General features: G+C 58.0%; 16 protein-coding genes, 1 other RNA gene and 1 pseudogene. 7 read left to right on the top strand and 11 right to left on the bottom strand.

The genetic code is table 11. From position 1 onward, the window contains the following. Positions 1-3: 3 nt before the first annotated feature. Positions 4-411: a ferric iron uptake transcriptional regulator gene (gene fur / locus UF78_RS04510; RefSeq protein WP_045160841.1), complete on the bottom strand. Its 408-nt coding sequence runs from the start codon at positions 409-411 to the stop codon at positions 4-6. Between the two features lie 93 nt (positions 412-504). Here fur and UF78_RS04505 point away from each other — a divergent pair, with 93 nt between their 5' ends. Continuing rightward, positions 505-1,008, top strand: coding sequence for an outer membrane protein assembly factor BamE (locus UF78_RS04505; protein WP_045160840.1), 504 nt, complete (start codon positions 505-507; stop codon positions 1,006-1,008). 61 nt (positions 1,009-1,069) lie between these two features. Here UF78_RS04505 and UF78_RS04500 read toward each other — a convergent pair whose 3' ends face one another. Together UF78_RS04500 and UF78_RS04495 are read right to left on the bottom strand one after the other, a co-directional pair. Next, the gene (locus UF78_RS04500) at positions 1,070-1,396 is read right to left on the bottom strand and encodes an RnfH family protein (RefSeq protein ID WP_045160839.1); all 327 of its coding nucleotides are present in this window, start codon (positions 1,394-1,396) and stop codon (positions 1,070-1,072) included. Continuing rightward, complete coding sequence (locus UF78_RS04495; RefSeq protein ID WP_045160838.1) at positions 1,389-1,823, bottom strand: type II toxin-antitoxin system RatA family toxin; 435 nt, start codon at positions 1,821-1,823, stop codon at positions 1,389-1,391. Before UF78_RS04495 ends, UF78_RS04500 begins: the two co-directional genes overlap by 8 nt. A gap of 226 nt (positions 1,824-2,049) precedes the next feature. Here UF78_RS04495 and smpB point away from each other — a divergent pair, with 226 nt between their 5' ends. Then, entirely contained in the window at positions 2,050-2,532 is a 483-nt protein-coding gene (gene smpB / locus UF78_RS04490; RefSeq protein WP_045160837.1) for an SsrA-binding protein SmpB, read from the top strand. A gap of 68 nt (positions 2,533-2,600) precedes the next feature. On the opposite strand, the gene UF78_RS04485 is transcribed toward smpB, so the two are convergent. Next, positions 2,601-3,392 carry an FCD domain-containing protein gene (locus UF78_RS04485; protein ID WP_045160836.1) on the bottom strand — a complete coding sequence of 264 codons (792 nt, stop codon included), beginning with the start codon at positions 3,390-3,392 and terminating at the stop codon, positions 2,601-2,603. 278 nt (positions 3,393-3,670) lie between these two features. Between UF78_RS04485 and UF78_RS04480 the strand changes: the two genes are divergently transcribed. The 5 genes from UF78_RS04480 to ssrA all read left to right on the top strand — a co-directional run bounded on the left by UF78_RS04480 (position 3,671) and on the right by ssrA (position 10,613). Beyond that, positions 3,671-5,365 carry an L-lactate permease gene (locus UF78_RS04480; RefSeq protein WP_045160835.1) on the top strand — a complete coding sequence of 565 codons (1,695 nt, stop codon included), beginning with the start codon at positions 3,671-3,673 and terminating at the stop codon, positions 5,363-5,365. Between the two features lie 178 nt (positions 5,366-5,543). Continuing rightward, positions 5,544-6,713, top strand: coding sequence for an FMN-dependent L-lactate dehydrogenase LldD (gene lldD, locus UF78_RS04475; protein WP_045160834.1), 1,170 nt, complete (start codon positions 5,544-5,546; stop codon positions 6,711-6,713). 55 nt (positions 6,714-6,768) lie between these two features. Next, positions 6,769-9,606 carry an FAD-binding and (Fe-S)-binding domain-containing protein gene (locus tag UF78_RS04470; protein ID WP_045160833.1) on the top strand — a complete coding sequence of 946 codons (2,838 nt, stop codon included), beginning with the start codon at positions 6,769-6,771 and terminating at the stop codon, positions 9,604-9,606. Between the two features lie 163 nt (positions 9,607-9,769). Next, a complete protein-coding gene (locus UF78_RS04465; RefSeq protein WP_045160832.1) occupies positions 9,770-10,078 on the top strand; it encodes a hypothetical protein in 309 nt (102 codons plus the stop codon). A 156-nt stretch (positions 10,079-10,234) separates the two neighbouring features. Further along, positions 10,235-10,613: a transfer-messenger RNA gene (gene ssrA, locus UF78_RS22535) on the top strand. Positions 10,614-10,701: 88 nt separating this feature from the next. Here ssrA and UF78_RS04460 read toward each other — a convergent pair. The 7 genes and pseudogenes from UF78_RS04460 to UF78_RS04440 form a co-directional block, all read right to left on the bottom strand. Then, positions 10,702-11,031 carry an XRE family transcriptional regulator gene (locus UF78_RS04460; RefSeq protein ID WP_045160831.1) on the bottom strand — a complete coding sequence of 110 codons (330 nt, stop codon included), beginning with the start codon at positions 11,029-11,031 and terminating at the stop codon, positions 10,702-10,704. A 3-nt stretch (positions 11,032-11,034) separates the two neighbouring features. Further along, the gene (locus UF78_RS04455; RefSeq protein ID WP_045160830.1) at positions 11,035-11,388 is read right to left on the bottom strand and encodes a type II toxin-antitoxin system RelE/ParE family toxin; all 354 of its coding nucleotides are present in this window, start codon (positions 11,386-11,388) and stop codon (positions 11,035-11,037) included. A 38-nt stretch (positions 11,389-11,426) separates the two neighbouring features. Then, positions 11,427-12,419, bottom strand: a complete 993-nt coding sequence (locus UF78_RS04450) for a phage integrase (RefSeq protein ID WP_045161094.1) — start codon at positions 12,417-12,419, stop codon at positions 11,427-11,429. Continuing rightward, positions 12,419-12,622 (bottom strand): annotated as a pseudogene (locus UF78_RS22530) (hypothetical protein); the annotation flags it as partial. The pseudogene UF78_RS22530 and the gene UF78_RS04450, both read right to left, overlap by 1 nt. A 130-nt stretch (positions 12,623-12,752) precedes the next feature. Continuing rightward, a complete protein-coding gene (locus tag UF78_RS04445) occupies positions 12,753-12,962 on the bottom strand; it encodes a hypothetical protein (protein WP_155397599.1) in 210 nt (69 codons plus the stop codon). Positions 12,963-13,082: 120 nt separating this feature from the next. Beyond that, positions 13,083-13,631: a DUF4145 domain-containing protein gene (locus tag UF78_RS23085; RefSeq protein WP_230623568.1), complete on the bottom strand. Its 549-nt coding sequence runs from the start codon at positions 13,629-13,631 to the stop codon at positions 13,083-13,085. A gap of 366 nt (positions 13,632-13,997) precedes the next feature. Next, positions 13,998-14,432, bottom strand: coding sequence for a hypothetical protein (locus UF78_RS04440; RefSeq protein WP_045160828.1), 435 nt, complete (start codon positions 14,430-14,432; stop codon positions 13,998-14,000). Positions 14,433-14,467 lie beyond the last annotated feature (35 nt).

The following is a 14,467-nucleotide window of genomic DNA, read 5'->3' as shown; positions in this document are numbered from 1 at the left end:
CAGTCAGTCGGTCTTCTTGCGCACGTAGAGCACCAAGTTATGGTCGACCAGCTCATAACCGTGGCGTTTGACGATTTCTTTCTGAAGCTTTTCGATTTCGGAGTCGAAAAACTCGATCACATCGCCACTGTCGACGCAGACCATGTGATCGTGATGGCCGCTATCAGCCAGCTCGAATACCGCATGACCGCCATCGAAATTGTGCCGAACCACAAGACCGGCCGCCTCGAATTGAGTCAACACTCGGTAGACCGTCGCCAGGCCGACATCCTCGCCGGCCTCCATCAGGGCCTTATAGACATCCTCGGCGCTCATGTGGCGCTGATCAGTGGTATCCAGCATTTGCAGGATCTTGACCCGCGGCAGGGTTACTTTGAGGCCAGCTTTGCGTAGTTCGCTATTTTCAACCATGGTTGGCTTTCTCGCTGCTGCTGTTTCGCAGCCTCCTTCAATACGGGTATGATCCGGGCTTTGCCCAGCCAAGATAGTGGAAGTCACCTACCGATGCAAAACACCAAGCTCATGCTGTCCAGTCTCACCCTCGTGGGCCTGTTCGCACTCGCCGGTTGTTCATTCCCCGGGGTTTACAAGGTCGATATTCAACAGGGCAATGTCGTTACGCAGGACATGATAGACCAGTTACGCCCGGGAATGACCCGTTCGCAAGTACGGTTTATCATGGGCAACCCGCTGATCACCGATACCTTCCACGCTAATCGCTGGGATTACCTGTACAGCATCCAGCCAGGCGGCAGCCAGCGCCAGCAGGAGCGGGTCAGCCTGGTCTTCAACGCCAACGACCAACTGGCCGGCCTCGCTGGCGATTTCAAGCCAGGCGTGAGTCGCGACGAAGCCATTCTCGGCACCGATCGCCCAACTAGCGAGACGCCGGTCCGTACCGAACCAGAGACGCCCGAACCCGGCTCACTGCTCGAAGAGATCCAGCGCGACGTCGATGCCGCCGAGCCTGTCCCGGTCCCGACTCCGGGCCGACTGGAAACCGACTAGCGAATACATTGACCACACATGAAAAAGCCCGGCGTGCCGGGCTTTTTGCTATCCGCGATGGTTATTCAGCCGACCCGGCGGCCTTGCTCTGCGCCGCCTTTGCCGCACGCTGCTTGCGCACTTCCTTGGGATCGGCGATCAACGGGCGGTAAATTTCCACTCGCTCGCCCTCTTCAAGCACACGCTCTTCGGCTTTGGGCACCGCCTTGCCGAAGATGCCAAGCGGGGCGTTCGCCAAATCCAGGCCGGGAAAAAAACTATCCATCTTCGAGCGCAACGCGGCCTGGCGCACCGTTGTGCCCTGCGGAACCGTCAGACGCAGCAACTTCTGCTTGTCGGCCAGGGCATAGACCACCTCGACCGCTATGACCGACTCCGGTTTATCCATAAAGCTGCTTCGCCCTGTCACAGAATGCATCGACCAAGGTGTTGGCGGCCTGATTGAACAACGGCCCCAGGGTGGCGCGGACCAGGGGCCCGGCGTAATCGAAGGTCAGATCGAGGCTGATTTTGCAGGCCTTTTCGCCCAGTGCCTTGAACTCCCACACACCGTGCAGGTGACTGAACGGGCCCTCTTTGAGCGTCATCTCGATGCGCTTGCCCGCCTGCAGCTCGTTGTGCGTGAGGAAACGCTGACTCATGCCGGCTTTCGCCACCGTCATGCTGGCCTGCATCTCAGTTTCGCTGCTGGACAGAACTTCGGTCGCCGAACACCAAGGGAGAAACTGTGGATAGCTGGCAACATCATTGACCATGTCGAACAGCGCGCGCGCCGGATAGGGCAGCAGCGCCGAGCGTTGAATATGCGTCGTCATTCGGTCCTTCTAGTTCATTTCGACATCGGCAACCGAAGCCGCTAATGGCAACAGCGCTTACCGAGAGCAAGTGATCACGCAGCTCCGCCACAGAGCGACTCCAGTGGCCGAACAGACGTAAAGATTGGCATATTGTCGAGGATAAGCGCACCCCTCTCAAGTTTCACACAGTCGCAGCGCACTGCTTATCGCCAGCCGCAACGCGACTCCCTATAATGCGCAGCCTATGGCCAAACAGAAGAAACAGTCCCCCGGGACCATCGCGCTGAACAAGAAGGCGCTACACGACTACTTCATCGAACAGAAATTCGAGGCCGGCCTCGTTCTGGCCGGCTGGGAAGTGAAAAGCCTGCGCGCAGGCAAAGCCCAACTGGTGGACAGTTACGTCCTGCTCAAGGATGGGGAAGCCTGGTTGATGGGCTGCCACATCACACCGCTGACGACGGCCAGCACCCATGTGATCGCAGACCCGACACGCACCCGCAAGCTGCTACTGAACAAGCGTGAGCTAGGCAAGCTGTTCGGTGCCGTGCAACAAAAGGGGTATGCGTGCGTTGCCCTGGCGATCTACTGGAAAAAGCATCTGATCAAATGCGAGATCGCCTTGGGCAAGGGCAAGAAAGAGTTCGATAAGCGCCACACCGAGAAGGAGCGTGACTCCGACCGCGAGATCCAGCGCGCCATGCGCACCAAGGGCAAGGAAGACTGAGCTGCCCTTGGCGTGGAGCGGAAAACCCTCCGCTCCACGCTCACGACTTCACACCTTTCCTACCTTGATCATTCCACGCCCCCGGATTTCCCCGCCGTGCCTTGCCGTCGCTGCGCCCTCGCCAGCCGCTGCGCCTCCTGCTGCCCTTCGGCGAGCACTTCCTGCACATAACTGATGTGGCGATGGATCACCTCGCGCGCCTCATTGGCCTGCCGGGCGATGATCGCGTCGTAGAGCTCCTGATGCTGCTGCATGAGCATGGTGCGGGTTTCCTTGCGCAGCGCATACATGCCACCGATATTGGTCACCACATTGCGCTTGAGCAGATCGAACAAGCCGCGGATGGTATGCAGCAACACCGCGTTATGGCTGGCCTCGGCAATGGCGAGATGAAAGCGCGCGTCCGCAGCGCCTTCTTCAGCCCGAGTAACCGTCCCCTCGCGCACATAGCAGTCCTGCAGCACCGCGAAGGCCTCGCCGAGCCGCTGTTGGTCGACATCTGTCGCCCGCAGCGCTGCGTAATAGGCGCAACTGCCTTCCAACGTATGGCGAAACTCGAGCAGATCGCGTTGTGCATCGGCATTATTTTCCAGGAGATGCAACAGCGGGTCGCTGAACGTCGAGCCCAAGGATTCGGCCACGAAATTACCACCGCCGTGACGACTGACCAGCAGGCCCTTTGCTGCCAGCTTCTGGATCGCCTCGCGCAATGAAGGACGGGACACACCGAACTGCTCAGCCAGCAATCGCTCCGCCGGCAGCCGCTCGCCAGCCTTGAGCGTGCCTTCGAGAATCATGCCTTCGAGTTGCTCGACAATGTTATCGGCCAGCCTCCGCTGACGCACCACTCCCACTTCCATGACAACCTCGATTGGTTTGACCACTATACGAATTCAAGCGTAGCCAGCCGCCCGAACCACCGCAACATGCATCGCTGCGACCAAAGTCTATAGCTTGCTAATTGACGCAGACAGGACAGAGCTCTTACGCTGGCCGAACTTCGCTGTAAATTGGTAATACCACTTTACATCGAAGCGCATCCAACAATAAGAGGACTACTGAATGCGGTCTCCAGCCATCTGCTCATCACCGGTCCGCTCGGGCTTCCGTTCGTTCAACTCGACCATGGGAGCCTGACATGTCCAACGGACTGCTCGCCCTATTCGCCTTTACCCCGATTCTGCTCGCTGCAGTGTTGTTGATAGGTCTGCGCTGGCCGGCCAGCCGCGCCATGCCTGTTGTATTTATCTTCACGGCCGCGATCGGCCTGTTCATCTGGAATATGAGCTTCACCCGCATCATCGCTTCTACCTTACAAGGCCTGGTCATTACTCTCGGCCTGCTATGGATCATTTTCGGTGCGATCCTGCTGCTCAATACCCTGAAGCACTCCGGCGGCATTACCGCCATCCGCGCGGGCTTCACCACCATCAGTCCCGATCGTCGTATCCAGGCCATTATCATCGCCTGGCTGTTCGGCTGCTTCATCGAGGGCGCATCCGGCTTCGGCACCCCTGCCGCCATCGCGGCGCCGTTACTGGTCGCCGTCGGTTTCCCGGCTATGGCCGCGGTGCTGATGGGCATGTTGGTGCAGAGTACGCCGGTCTCGTTCGGCGCCGTGGGTACCCCCATCATCGTCGGCGTTAACAGTGGCCTGGACACCGCCACTCTCGGCGCACAACTGATCGCCCAGGGCTCCAGCTGGCCGATCTTTCTGCAACAGATCACCAGCAGCGTCGCGATCACCCACGCAATCGTCGGCACGATCATGCCGCTGATCATGGTGATGATGCTGACGCGTTTCTTCGGCAAGGAAAAAAGCTGGAAAGCCGGATTCGAGGTGATGCCCTTCGCAATCTTTGCCGGCCTCGCCTTCACGCTTCCTTATGTGGCAACCGGCGTATTCCTCGGCCCTGAGTTTCCATCGCTGCTCGGTGGCCTGGTCGGCCTGGCCATCGTTACGACGGCTGCTCGCTTCAATTTCCTGGTCCCGAAAAACACTTGGGATTTCGCCGACGCGAAAGATTGGCCCGCAGAGTGGATCGGCACCATCGAGATGAAGCTCGACGACCTTGCCGCACGTCCGATGAGCGCATTCCGTGCCTGGCTGCCTTATGTGCTGGTCGGCGCGATCCTGGTGATCAGCCGCGTCTTCCCACAGGTGTCCGCCGCGCTGAAGTCGGTGTCCATCGCCTTCGCCAACATCCTCGGTGAGACCGGTGTCAGCGCCAGCATCGAACCGCTGTATCTGCCGGGCGGCATTCTGGTCGCGGTCGTGCTGATCACCTTCTTCATGCATGGCATGCGAGCAGCCGAGCTCAAAGCCGCCGTGAAAGAATCCAGCGGCGTGCTGCTCAGCGCCGGGTTCGTGCTGCTGTTCACCGTGCCGATGGTTCGCATCCTGATCAACTCCGGCGTCAACGCCAGCGATCTGCCAAGCATGCCGATCGCCATGGCTCGCTACGTCGCGGACAGCGTAGGCGGCATCTATCCACTGCTGGCACCTTCAGTCGGTGCACTGGGCGCCTTCCTCGCCGGCTCGAACACCGTCAGCAACATGATGTTCAGCCAGTTCCAGTTCGGCGTGGCGCAATCGCTGGGCATTTCCGGCGCCATGGTCGTGGCCATTCAGGCGGTCGGCGCCGCAGCAGGCAACATGGTTGCGATTCACAACGTGGTTGCGGCCTCGGCTACCGTCGGCTTGCTGGGCCGCGAGGGCGTCACCCTGCGCAAGACCGTTTGGCCTACCCTGTACTACGTGCTGGCCACAGGCGTAATCGGCTTGGTGGCGATCTACCTGATGGGCGTGACGGACCCGCTCGTCGGCGTCTAACCCGGTACAACCGTTGCCCCGACGAAATTCGGGGCAACGGCGCTTCGAACCCGCCCGACGTCACCGCGCACTTCGCGTAAAGCGCGATCAGGGCAAAAAGCCAGACCCGACAATCATGCCCCTCGTCGACATGGGGAGCATCACGAGACATACCTCGTTTCAACTGGTGAGAACAACGATGATCATCTCTGCCTCCACGGATTACCGCGCTGCCGCGAAACGCAAGCTGCCGCCGTTCCTGTTCCACTACGTCGACGGCGGCGCCTACGCCGAGTACACGCTGCGGCGTAACGTCGACGATCTGGCCAGCATCGCTTTGCGCCAGCGGGTGTTGCGCAACATGTCCGAGCTCAGTCTGGAAACCCAACTGTTCGGCGAAACCCTGTCCATGCCCGTAGTGCTGGCCCCGGTCGGCCTGACCGGCATGCTCGCGCGTCGCGGTGAAGTCCAGGCTGCCCGTGCCGCCGACAAGAAGGGTATCCCCTTCACCCTTTCCACCGTATCGGTCTGCCCGATCGAAGAAGTTGCCCCGGCGATCCAGCGGCCAATGTGGTTCCAGCTCTACGTGCTGAAAGACCGCGGTTTCATGAAGAACGCCCTGGAGCGCGCCAAGGCAGCGGGCGTCACCACCCTCGTGTTTACCGTGGACATGCCGACCCCCGGCGCGCGTTATCGCGACGCGCACTCCGGCATGAGCGGCCCAAATGCCAGCATCCGCCGCGTACTGCAAGCCATGACCCATCCCTTCTGGGCCTGGGATGTGGGCTTGCATGGAAAGCCACACGACCTGGGCAACATTTCCACCTATCGGGGCAACCCGACCGGACTGGAAGACTACATCGGCTGGCTGGCAGCCAACTTCGATCCTTCGATTTCCTGGAAAGACCTGGAGTGGATTCGCGAGTTCTGGGACGGCCCAATGGTGATCAAGGGCATTCTCGATGCCGAAGATGCCCGCGACGCAGTGACCTTCGGCGCCGACGGCATCATCGTGTCCAATCACGGCGGCCGTCAGCTCGACGGCGTACTTTCCAGCGCCCGCGCGATGCCGGCCATCGCCGACGCAGTGAAGGGTGACCTGAAGATTCTCGCCGATTCCGGTATTCGCAGCGGCCTCGATGTGGTGCGCATGATCGCCCTGGGCGCCGATACCGTCATGCTCGGCCGCGCTTTCGCCTATGCACTGGCGGCCGATGGCGAAGCCGGAGTAACCAACCTGCTCGACCTGATCGAAAAGGAAATGCGCGTGGCCATGGTGTTGACCGGCGCCAAGTCGATCAGCGAGATAACCACCGATTCGCTGGTTCGTGAACTGGGCCAGTACCAGACCACCAAACACGTCGAATGAGCCTCACGAGGCCGCGCGACTCCTTGCGCGGCCCGCTTGAATTCCTGGAGCCCACATGAACGCGCCTGCCGCCCTGCCGAACGACTTCCTCGTCGCCGTCGAACAGTTGATACCGGCGCAGCGGCGCTTCGACGACCCACTTTCCACGCTGGCGTTCGGCACCGATGCCAGCTTCTACCGGCTGATTCCGAAACTGGTTGTGCGCGTCGAGTCCGAAGCCGAAGTGGTGGGTTTGCTCAAACTGGCCCACACACAGCGTGTTCCGGTGACCTTTCGCGCCGCGGGTACCAGCCTCTCCGGCCAGGCGATTTCCGATTCGGTGCTGATCGTCCTGGGCGACAACTGGAACGGCCGCGAGATTCGCAACGGTGGCGAACGGATCCGCCTGCAGCCGGGCGTCATCGGCGCCAACGCCAACGCGGTCCTGGCACCCCTCCAGCGCAAGATCGGCCCTGACCCAGCCTCGATCAACGCGGCCAAGATCGGCGGCATCGTCGCCAACAACTCCAGCGGCATGTGCTGCGGCACGGCGCAGAACAGCTACAAGACGCTTGCCGGCCTGCGCCTGGTACTGGCCGACGGCACCGTGGTCGACAGCGAAGACCCCTCCAGCGTCGAATCTTTCCGCCAAAGCCACGCGGCGCTGCTCGATCAGCTCGCCGAGCTTGGCCAGTCGACCCGTGCGAATGCCGAACTGGCGGCGAAGATTCGCCACAAGTACCGGCTGAAGAACACCACCGGTTTCTCGCTCAATGCACTGGTCGATTTCGACGAGCCGCTCGACATCCTCAACCACCTGATGGTCGGCTCCGAAGGGACGCTCGGTTTCATCAGCGCGGTTACCTATGACACCGTGCCGGACCACCCGCACAAGGCCAGCGCCCTGGTCGTCTTCCCGGACGTCGAAACCTGCTGCCTCGCCGTGCCGGTGCTCAAGCAGCAACCGGTCTCGGCAGTCGAACTGCTCGACCGTCGCAGCCTGCGTTCGGTGGAGAACAAGGTCGGCATGCCGGAGTGGGTCAAGGGATTGTCGGCCAACGCCTGCGCCCTCCTGATCGAATCACGCGCGGCCAGCCAGTCGTTGCTGCATGAGCAGATCAACCTGATCATGACCTCGATCGCGCATTTCTCGATGGAAAAGCAGGTCGACTTCAGCGATGACCCGGTGGTCTACAACCAGCTCTGGAAGATCCGCAAGGATACCTTTCCCGCTGTCGGCGCGGTGCGCCAGACCGGCACCACGGTCATCATCGAGGACGTGACCTTCCCCCTCGAGCGCCTTGCCGAAGGCGTCAATCGTCTGATCCAACTGTTCGACAAGCACGGCTACCGCGAAGCGATCCTGTTCGGCCACGCCCTGGAAGGCAACCTGCATTTCGTCTTCACCCAAGGCTTCGAAGATCCACAGCAAGTTGCGCGCTACGAAGCCTTCATGCAGGACGTCACCCAGCTGGTCGCCGTGGAGTTCGGTGGTGCGCTGAAAGCCGAGCACGGCACCGGCCGCAACATGGCGCCCTTTGTGGAGCTGGAATGGGGCCACGATGCCTATCAGCTGATGTGGCAGATCAAGCGTTTGCTCGACCCGCAGGGCATCCTCAATCCAGACGTCGTGCTCAGCGAGGATCCGCAGATCCACCTCAAACACCTCAAGCCGATGCCGGCGGCCGACGAGATCGTCGACAAATGCATCGAATGCGGCTTCTGCGAGCCGGTCTGCCCGTCCAACGGACTGACCCTGACACCGCGCCAGCGCATCGTGGTCTGGCGCGACATTCAGGCGAAAAAGCGCGCCGGCATCGACACCGCCGAACTTGAACGACGCTACGACTACCATGGCGTCGAAACCTGCGCCGCCACGGGCCTTTGCGCCCAGCGCTGCCCGGTGAGCATCAACACGGGCGACCTGGTGCGCAAACTGCGGGGTCGTAACGCCGACAAAACTCGCGCGGCCAGCTGGCTGGCCGATCACTTCAGCACCGCCGTGCAAGGCACCCGATTCATGCTGCATGTGGCCAACGGCGCGCACCTGATGATGGGCACGCGGCTGTTGAGCAAAACCTCTGCGACGTTCAGCAATGCCAGTAAAGGGCGCGTGCCGCAATGGACGCCGGCCATGCCGCAACCGTTGCAACGCTTGCACCTGCCCCAACCCACGGCGCAAGACGAACGACCACGCGTTGTCTACTTGGCCGCTTGCGTGTCTCGCGCCATGGGCCCTGCCGCCCGTGACCAGGAACAGGAACCGCTGCTAGACACCACCCGTGTCTTGCTGGAGAAAGCCGGCTATCAAGTGGTCTTCCCAGACAACCTGAACAGTCTTTGCTGCGGCCAGCCATTCGCCTCCAAGGGCTACGCCGAACAAGCCGATCGCAAGCGTCAGGAAACCCTGGATGCGCTGCTCAAAGCCAGCCGCGGCGGACTGGACCCCATCTATTGCGACACCAGTCCATGCACCCTACGCCTGGTTCAGGACCTGGCGGATGAGCGCCTGCAGGTTTTCGATCCGGTACGTTTCATCCGCACCCACCTGCTCGACAGGCTGGACTTCGAGCCACAGGATGGCCCAATCGCCGTGCACGTGACCTGCAGCACCCAGCACCTCGGCGAAGCCCAGGCATTGATCGACATCGCCCGACGCTGCGCCAAGGAAGTCGTGATTCCCGAAGGCATCCACTGTTGCGGCTTCGCCGGCGACAAAGGCTTCACCACGCCCGAGCTCAATGCGCACGCGCTGCGCAGCCTGAAAGATGCCGTACAGATCTGCGACGAAGGCATTTCCACCAGCCGCACTTGCGAAATCGGCCTGTCGCAGCACGGCGGCATCGATTATCACGGACTGGTTTATCTCGTGAATCGCAATAGCCGGGCCAGAGTCGTTGCCGCCCCGACCTGATAGTCCTCGGCCAGCGTCCCTGTCAGAAAGATGAAACGCTCGAGCGCAGCCGCAGTCCGAAGTTATGAGCCCATTTTGCATAGAGGCTCGACTCGCCTCGGCGCTGCCGCGCAATAGCAGAATCAGGCAGGCCCGCCGGGAAGTTAACTCCCTGGAGGATCTCATGAAAAAATTTGCCCTACTTGCTGCAGCCGCTCTGATCGCCAGTCCCGCTGCATTTGCCGCCGACAAAGATCTCTGCCAGCTGAACATGCAGGAAATCGACGACAACATGGCCACCAGCCAGGCGACGCTCGGCGAGCCGGCACGCAGCGAAGTCGAGGACCTCATCAAGCAGGCCCGTCAAGCCCAGCAATCCGGCGATACCGAAACCTGCATCGCGCATTCGACCAAAGCCCTGCAAGAGCTAGAAGGCCCCGGCAGCTCAGGCAGTACCGGCAGCAGCGGCACCGGCTCGGGTTCCAGTAACTGACACCACCCTCGGCAGGGCCACCCGCGGTTGGCCTTGCCAATTTCCCCCTTCCCTTGAATACCGACAAAAGGCCCCCCATCTAAGGGATCAAGCGTTCGACGTGACCAGGCTTTCTGGCGTACACTGCGCAGCACATGAGGCTGCGACACGCTTCATGGGGCCGATTAGGATTCGACGCCGGTAACAAAACTCTAGGTGCATGCCGAGTTGGTAACAGAACTCGTAAATCCACTGTTGCAAACTTATAGTTGCCAACGACGACAACTACGAAGGGTACGCGCTAGCCGCCTAACCTTCATCTGGTCGCTTCGGCGCCAGCGGTCACTAGGGGATGCCTGTAAACCCGAAATGACTGTCAGATAGAACAGGATCGCCGCCAAGTTCGCTGCAGACGTAACGGCTAAAACTCATGCAGCTCGCTCCAAGCACCCTGCCAATCGGGCGGCGCGGAGTTAACTCAGTAGATTTGGCTAAGCATGTAGTACCGACAGTGGAGAGCTGGCGGACGGGGGTTCAAATCCCCCCGGCTCCACCAATTCGAAACACCTAAACCCCTGATTTTTCTAGTGATTTCAGGGGTTTTTGCTTTCAGGCGTAGCGACTGTCGAAAGAGTGTCGAAGACTTACGCCTGCTGAGCGGCAACTTCAATCTCGGCAAAGTTGCTGATTTTCACGGATCCATCCGGAAATCGCGCAACGACCTCGAGCTGTCCGCCCATTGCTTCGATATGGCTACGCAGTGTGGAGATGTACATGTCGGTGCGCTTTTCCATTTTCGCGATCGACGGCTGCTGTACGTGTAAGAGCTCGGCCAGCATTTTCTGTGACAAACCACGTGCCTGACGCAACTCGTTCAGCGGCATTTCAGCAAGCAGTTTCTGGGCCTTGGCTTCTACGCGAGCCTGAGCCTCTGGCGACATCTTCGCGCGCAAGTCTGCAAATTTCCTGGCCATCTATTAGCCCTCCTTTTTAATCTGTTCCAGGTGTTCATCGTAGAGATGATCCGCCAACGGAACGTTGATTTCGTACCAGCGGTTGTCGCCCGTCTTGTCACCACCTATCAGCAAGATCGCCGAACGCCTGGGATCGAACGCATACAGTGTCCGCATCGGGCGTCCGTTATGCTGGGTTCTCAGCTCACGCATATGCCCATGGCGTGACCCATTGATAGCGCTGCTATGCGGAAAGCCAAGGGAAGGTCCACGTTCTTCCAGCAGCTGCACGGAAACCGCGATGGATTCCTGCTCGTCAGCCGAGAGCGACTCCCACCAGTCACCGAATTCGTCGGTGTACTCCACATCCCAAGTCATGCGAAATATAGCTCCTATGGAATATTCCTTCAATGGAATTATGCCACCAAAGACAAGGCCGGTCCCAACCGTACCGCATCCTGCAAATGATCCGGCGCCAGATGCGCATACCGCATCGTCATGGCCAAGCTCGAATGGCCCAGGATCTTCTGTAGCGTGAGGATGTTTCCGCCGTTCTGGATGAAGTAACTGGCGAAGGTATGCCGGAGCGCATGGGCGGCTTGCCCTTTCGGTAGCCTGATGGTCGTTCGGGCCAGAGCACGGCGGAACGAAGTGATCGTGTGCATGAAGGGACCGTGCTGTTTCCAATGTTTCGCAAGTCGCTTCTCTAGCTCGGCCGAGATCGGCACCGACCGCACCTTTCCGCTTTTCGTCCCGCTGAACGTGATGACGCCATTCCGAACACTGGTTGCCTTCAGCTTTTCCGCCTCAGACCATCGAGCACCGGTAGCCAAGCAGATCAACACAACCGGTTCGACGTGAGCGTTTTCGCAGCCACTACGGATCGAATCGAGTAGCTCAGCAATCTGAGGGTTCGTCAGCCAGGAAAGCTCTCGTTCCTGGATCTTCAATGGCTTCACCAGCGCGAGCGGATTCTCGTACTTGATGACCCCGAGTCCCCTTAGCTCGTTGTATACCGAGCGCAGATAGCCCAACTCATTGTTGAGTGTCTTCGGCGAAGCACCTGCTTCCAGGCGAACACGACGATCATGCGCATAGGCTTGCGGGTCGATCCGCGAGGCGATGGGATCTTGTAACCGCTTAGCCAAAGCATCGAGTTTCTTACGACGCCGCAATCCATCCCTTAGCGATTGGCCGTGTAGGTCATACCAGGATTCGATTAGCCCCGTTAGCCGTCGCGTATCTGCCGTGCTGGGCGACCACTCCCGGTTCTCGATTACCTTTGCTCGACACGTCGCCTCGAACCGCAGGGCTTCGCCTTTGGTCTTGAACGTCTTGCGGAAGCGCTTGCCCTTGATCGGCTCTACATCGACTTTCCAGCACCCATCGTCGGTTTGCTGAGTCGCCATCATATCGCCCTGCCCCACCTCACATGGCGTTCCTGCAGCAGATCCTTGATGTGCTTGTAAAGGTGGCGCTCGGTCATGTCCTTGGCGGCGTAGTGATCGCGGATGACCGGCCAGCAATCCCATAGCTTCAGGGTCTCGAATGCTTTCTTAGCGCCCACTCGCTCCCTTGCCAGCAGGCTTACGAGGTTTCCCAGGAACAGATCTGGACACTGATGCGCGACGATGGGCGGGTCGGTCTGCCGGTCGATTCCCTGGTCGATGAGACGGAATACAAGCGCTGCTTTAGCCCGTCCCTTTAAACGGAATGAGCGACTTGCGCACTGTGAGAAAATTTTAGTCTACGAAGCCGTGGTAGAAGCCGACAGAGTTGACGGCTTCTACAAACTTTTTAGCCGTTTTTCGATCCATTATTACAGTCTTTCCATCAACAGTTATGTAAATACTGTCCTCTGGATAAAAAGAAGAACGGCCAATTTCCAAATCCATTTCTGTCCTTCCACCTTGATCTTTTATCGTTTCTTCAAAGTACATAGTGGTAGCCACTTAACAGCCTCCTTTTGCAGTCATACAATGATCATTTTTTTCAATGCTTACGCTGAACTGAGGTTGGCCGTAGCCCATCCCAGTTGGCGAAATGAAAAACTTGTTCGTTTTGTTATGTGACTACTTTGCAGGTGGAATTTTATTTGGAAATTCATAAATGAATTTCATGAGCATTTCAGAAAACGCTATAAGATCCTCACAATCTTGCTTAGCCATTAGAGCAATTTCGTGTGTTGCCTCGTTTCCTTTTCGGCGGATATGGTCTACCCAGCCCCGACCATTCGGAGGGATATATCCTTGGTCAGCTAAGTAGCCAACATAATGTATAAATGGTTTACCTACGTCGGCGCCTTGCTGGACCCCGATATTCATTAACAATTTTCGACATAGAAGAACAGCGCCTGTGTATGAGGACGCAGCCACACAGTTCCTAGCCTCTTTATAGAGCGCGGCCAAATTCTCCGGTAGATGATTTACATCATTGCCGGGAGCAACATCTGGATATTGACGTCCATACCTATCAAAGTGTGTTGGCCTGTCACAATGACTGCAAATATAAATTACCTGACTGTTATCGGAAACAAATCCTTTTCCTGTGGCTATGATGTTCCCACAATGCCCACAAGTATATTGTTTGGAATGCAAGATTTGTGCGCTACTCCATGGCATACGAGCGGTTCCTCCAGATCACATAGCTATAATTAGTCAATAATTGTAAATAATATGCGGACCGGTCTCGGTGCTTAATTGCGTTCACTTCTTCCGGGCCTAGCTTCGCCATCCTCAGTCAGCATGTTTATACACCAGCTTCGAGAAGCTTGAAATTGATCCCAATCCATAGATTGCACCGCGCGGCGTCACAAGCCCCTCCTTTGTTCCCTTACTGTGTCGATAAAGTGTCGAAAACACTTGCAGTCTAGAGCGGAACAAAGCCTGCATGCACACGCCGCAGGCTCAGCAAAGCTGAAGATTGCCAGTCACTGAAAGGCAAAAAAAAGGAGTTCGACTCTCTCTACCATCTGCCAATCGCATTCCCTAGCCGGCAACGACGCGCTTACCCCTAAGGGCTTCAAAAATTTTAAAAGAAAAGTAAGGTGACGCGATCTTTTGACGGAAAGATAACACCGTGAAAACTATTAGGTAGATAAAATAGTAGCCAAGCACACTAATTCCGATTAGGTATTTTGAAAACCCGCTCGAAACTAGCGGAATTTCTACTTGAAAATCACGCGCGACAATTAAAAGAGATGAATTTACCAACCCCAAGGCAAAGGCCAGCGCCAACAGAGAAATGGATAAGTCAAAGATCTTTAGCGCTGTTAATTGCGCGTAACTGAGAGCGAATCTTCTGTAAACGAAATAGAGGATAACAGGAGCTATCAGCATCACCCAAACGTCAATCAAGCCTGATAAAAAAATTAGGAGAGGAGTAGTCGCGGAAATGTATTTGTCTTTCTTCGTTGTTTCCAAGGTGAAATCCTTTTGACCCTGATTATTGAAAATAA

The organism is Stutzerimonas stutzeri, from assembly GCF_000952685.1.
Lineage (GTDB): Bacteria > Pseudomonadota > Gammaproteobacteria > Pseudomonadales > Pseudomonadaceae > Stutzerimonas > Stutzerimonas stutzeri_E.
The sequence above is the reverse complement of the archived record's forward strand: the minus strand, read 5'-3'. Positions and strand labels throughout refer to the sequence as shown.

Excerpts from the sequence above, each read along its gene's own strand:
- fur (WP_045160841.1), bottom strand. The coding sequence starts at position 411 with ATGGTTGAAAATAGCGAACTACGCAAAGCTGGCCTCAAAGTAACCCTG.
- UF78_RS04505 (WP_045160840.1), top strand. The coding sequence starts at position 505 with ATGCAAAACACCAAGCTCATGCTGTCCAGTCTCACCCTCGTGGGCCTG.
- UF78_RS04500 (WP_045160839.1), bottom strand. The coding sequence starts at position 1,396 with ATGGATAAACCGGAGTCGGTCATAGCGGTCGAGGTGGTCTATGCCCTG.
- UF78_RS04495 (WP_045160838.1), bottom strand. The coding sequence starts at position 1,823 with ATGACGACGCATATTCAACGCTCGGCGCTGCTGCCCTATCCGGCGCGC.
- smpB (WP_045160837.1), top strand. The coding sequence starts at position 2,050 with ATGGCCAAACAGAAGAAACAGTCCCCCGGGACCATCGCGCTGAACAAG.
- UF78_RS04485 (WP_045160836.1), bottom strand. The coding sequence starts at position 3,392 with ATGGAAGTGGGAGTGGTGCGTCAGCGGAGGCTGGCCGATAACATTGTC.
- UF78_RS04480 (WP_045160835.1), top strand. The coding sequence starts at position 3,671 with ATGTCCAACGGACTGCTCGCCCTATTCGCCTTTACCCCGATTCTGCTC.
- lldD (WP_045160834.1), top strand. The coding sequence starts at position 5,544 with ATGATCATCTCTGCCTCCACGGATTACCGCGCTGCCGCGAAACGCAAG.
- UF78_RS04470 (WP_045160833.1), top strand. The coding sequence starts at position 6,769 with ATGAACGCGCCTGCCGCCCTGCCGAACGACTTCCTCGTCGCCGTCGAA.
- UF78_RS04465 (WP_045160832.1), top strand. The coding sequence starts at position 9,770 with ATGAAAAAATTTGCCCTACTTGCTGCAGCCGCTCTGATCGCCAGTCCC.
- UF78_RS04460 (WP_045160831.1), bottom strand. The coding sequence starts at position 11,031 with ATGGCCAGGAAATTTGCAGACTTGCGCGCGAAGATGTCGCCAGAGGCT.
- UF78_RS04455 (WP_045160830.1), bottom strand. The coding sequence starts at position 11,388 with ATGACTTGGGATGTGGAGTACACCGACGAATTCGGTGACTGGTGGGAG.
- UF78_RS04450 (WP_045161094.1), bottom strand. The coding sequence starts at position 12,419 with ATGGCGACTCAGCAAACCGACGATGGGTGCTGGAAAGTCGATGTAGAG.
- UF78_RS23085 (WP_230623568.1), bottom strand. The coding sequence starts at position 13,631 with ATGCCATGGAGTAGCGCACAAATCTTGCATTCCAAACAATATACTTGT.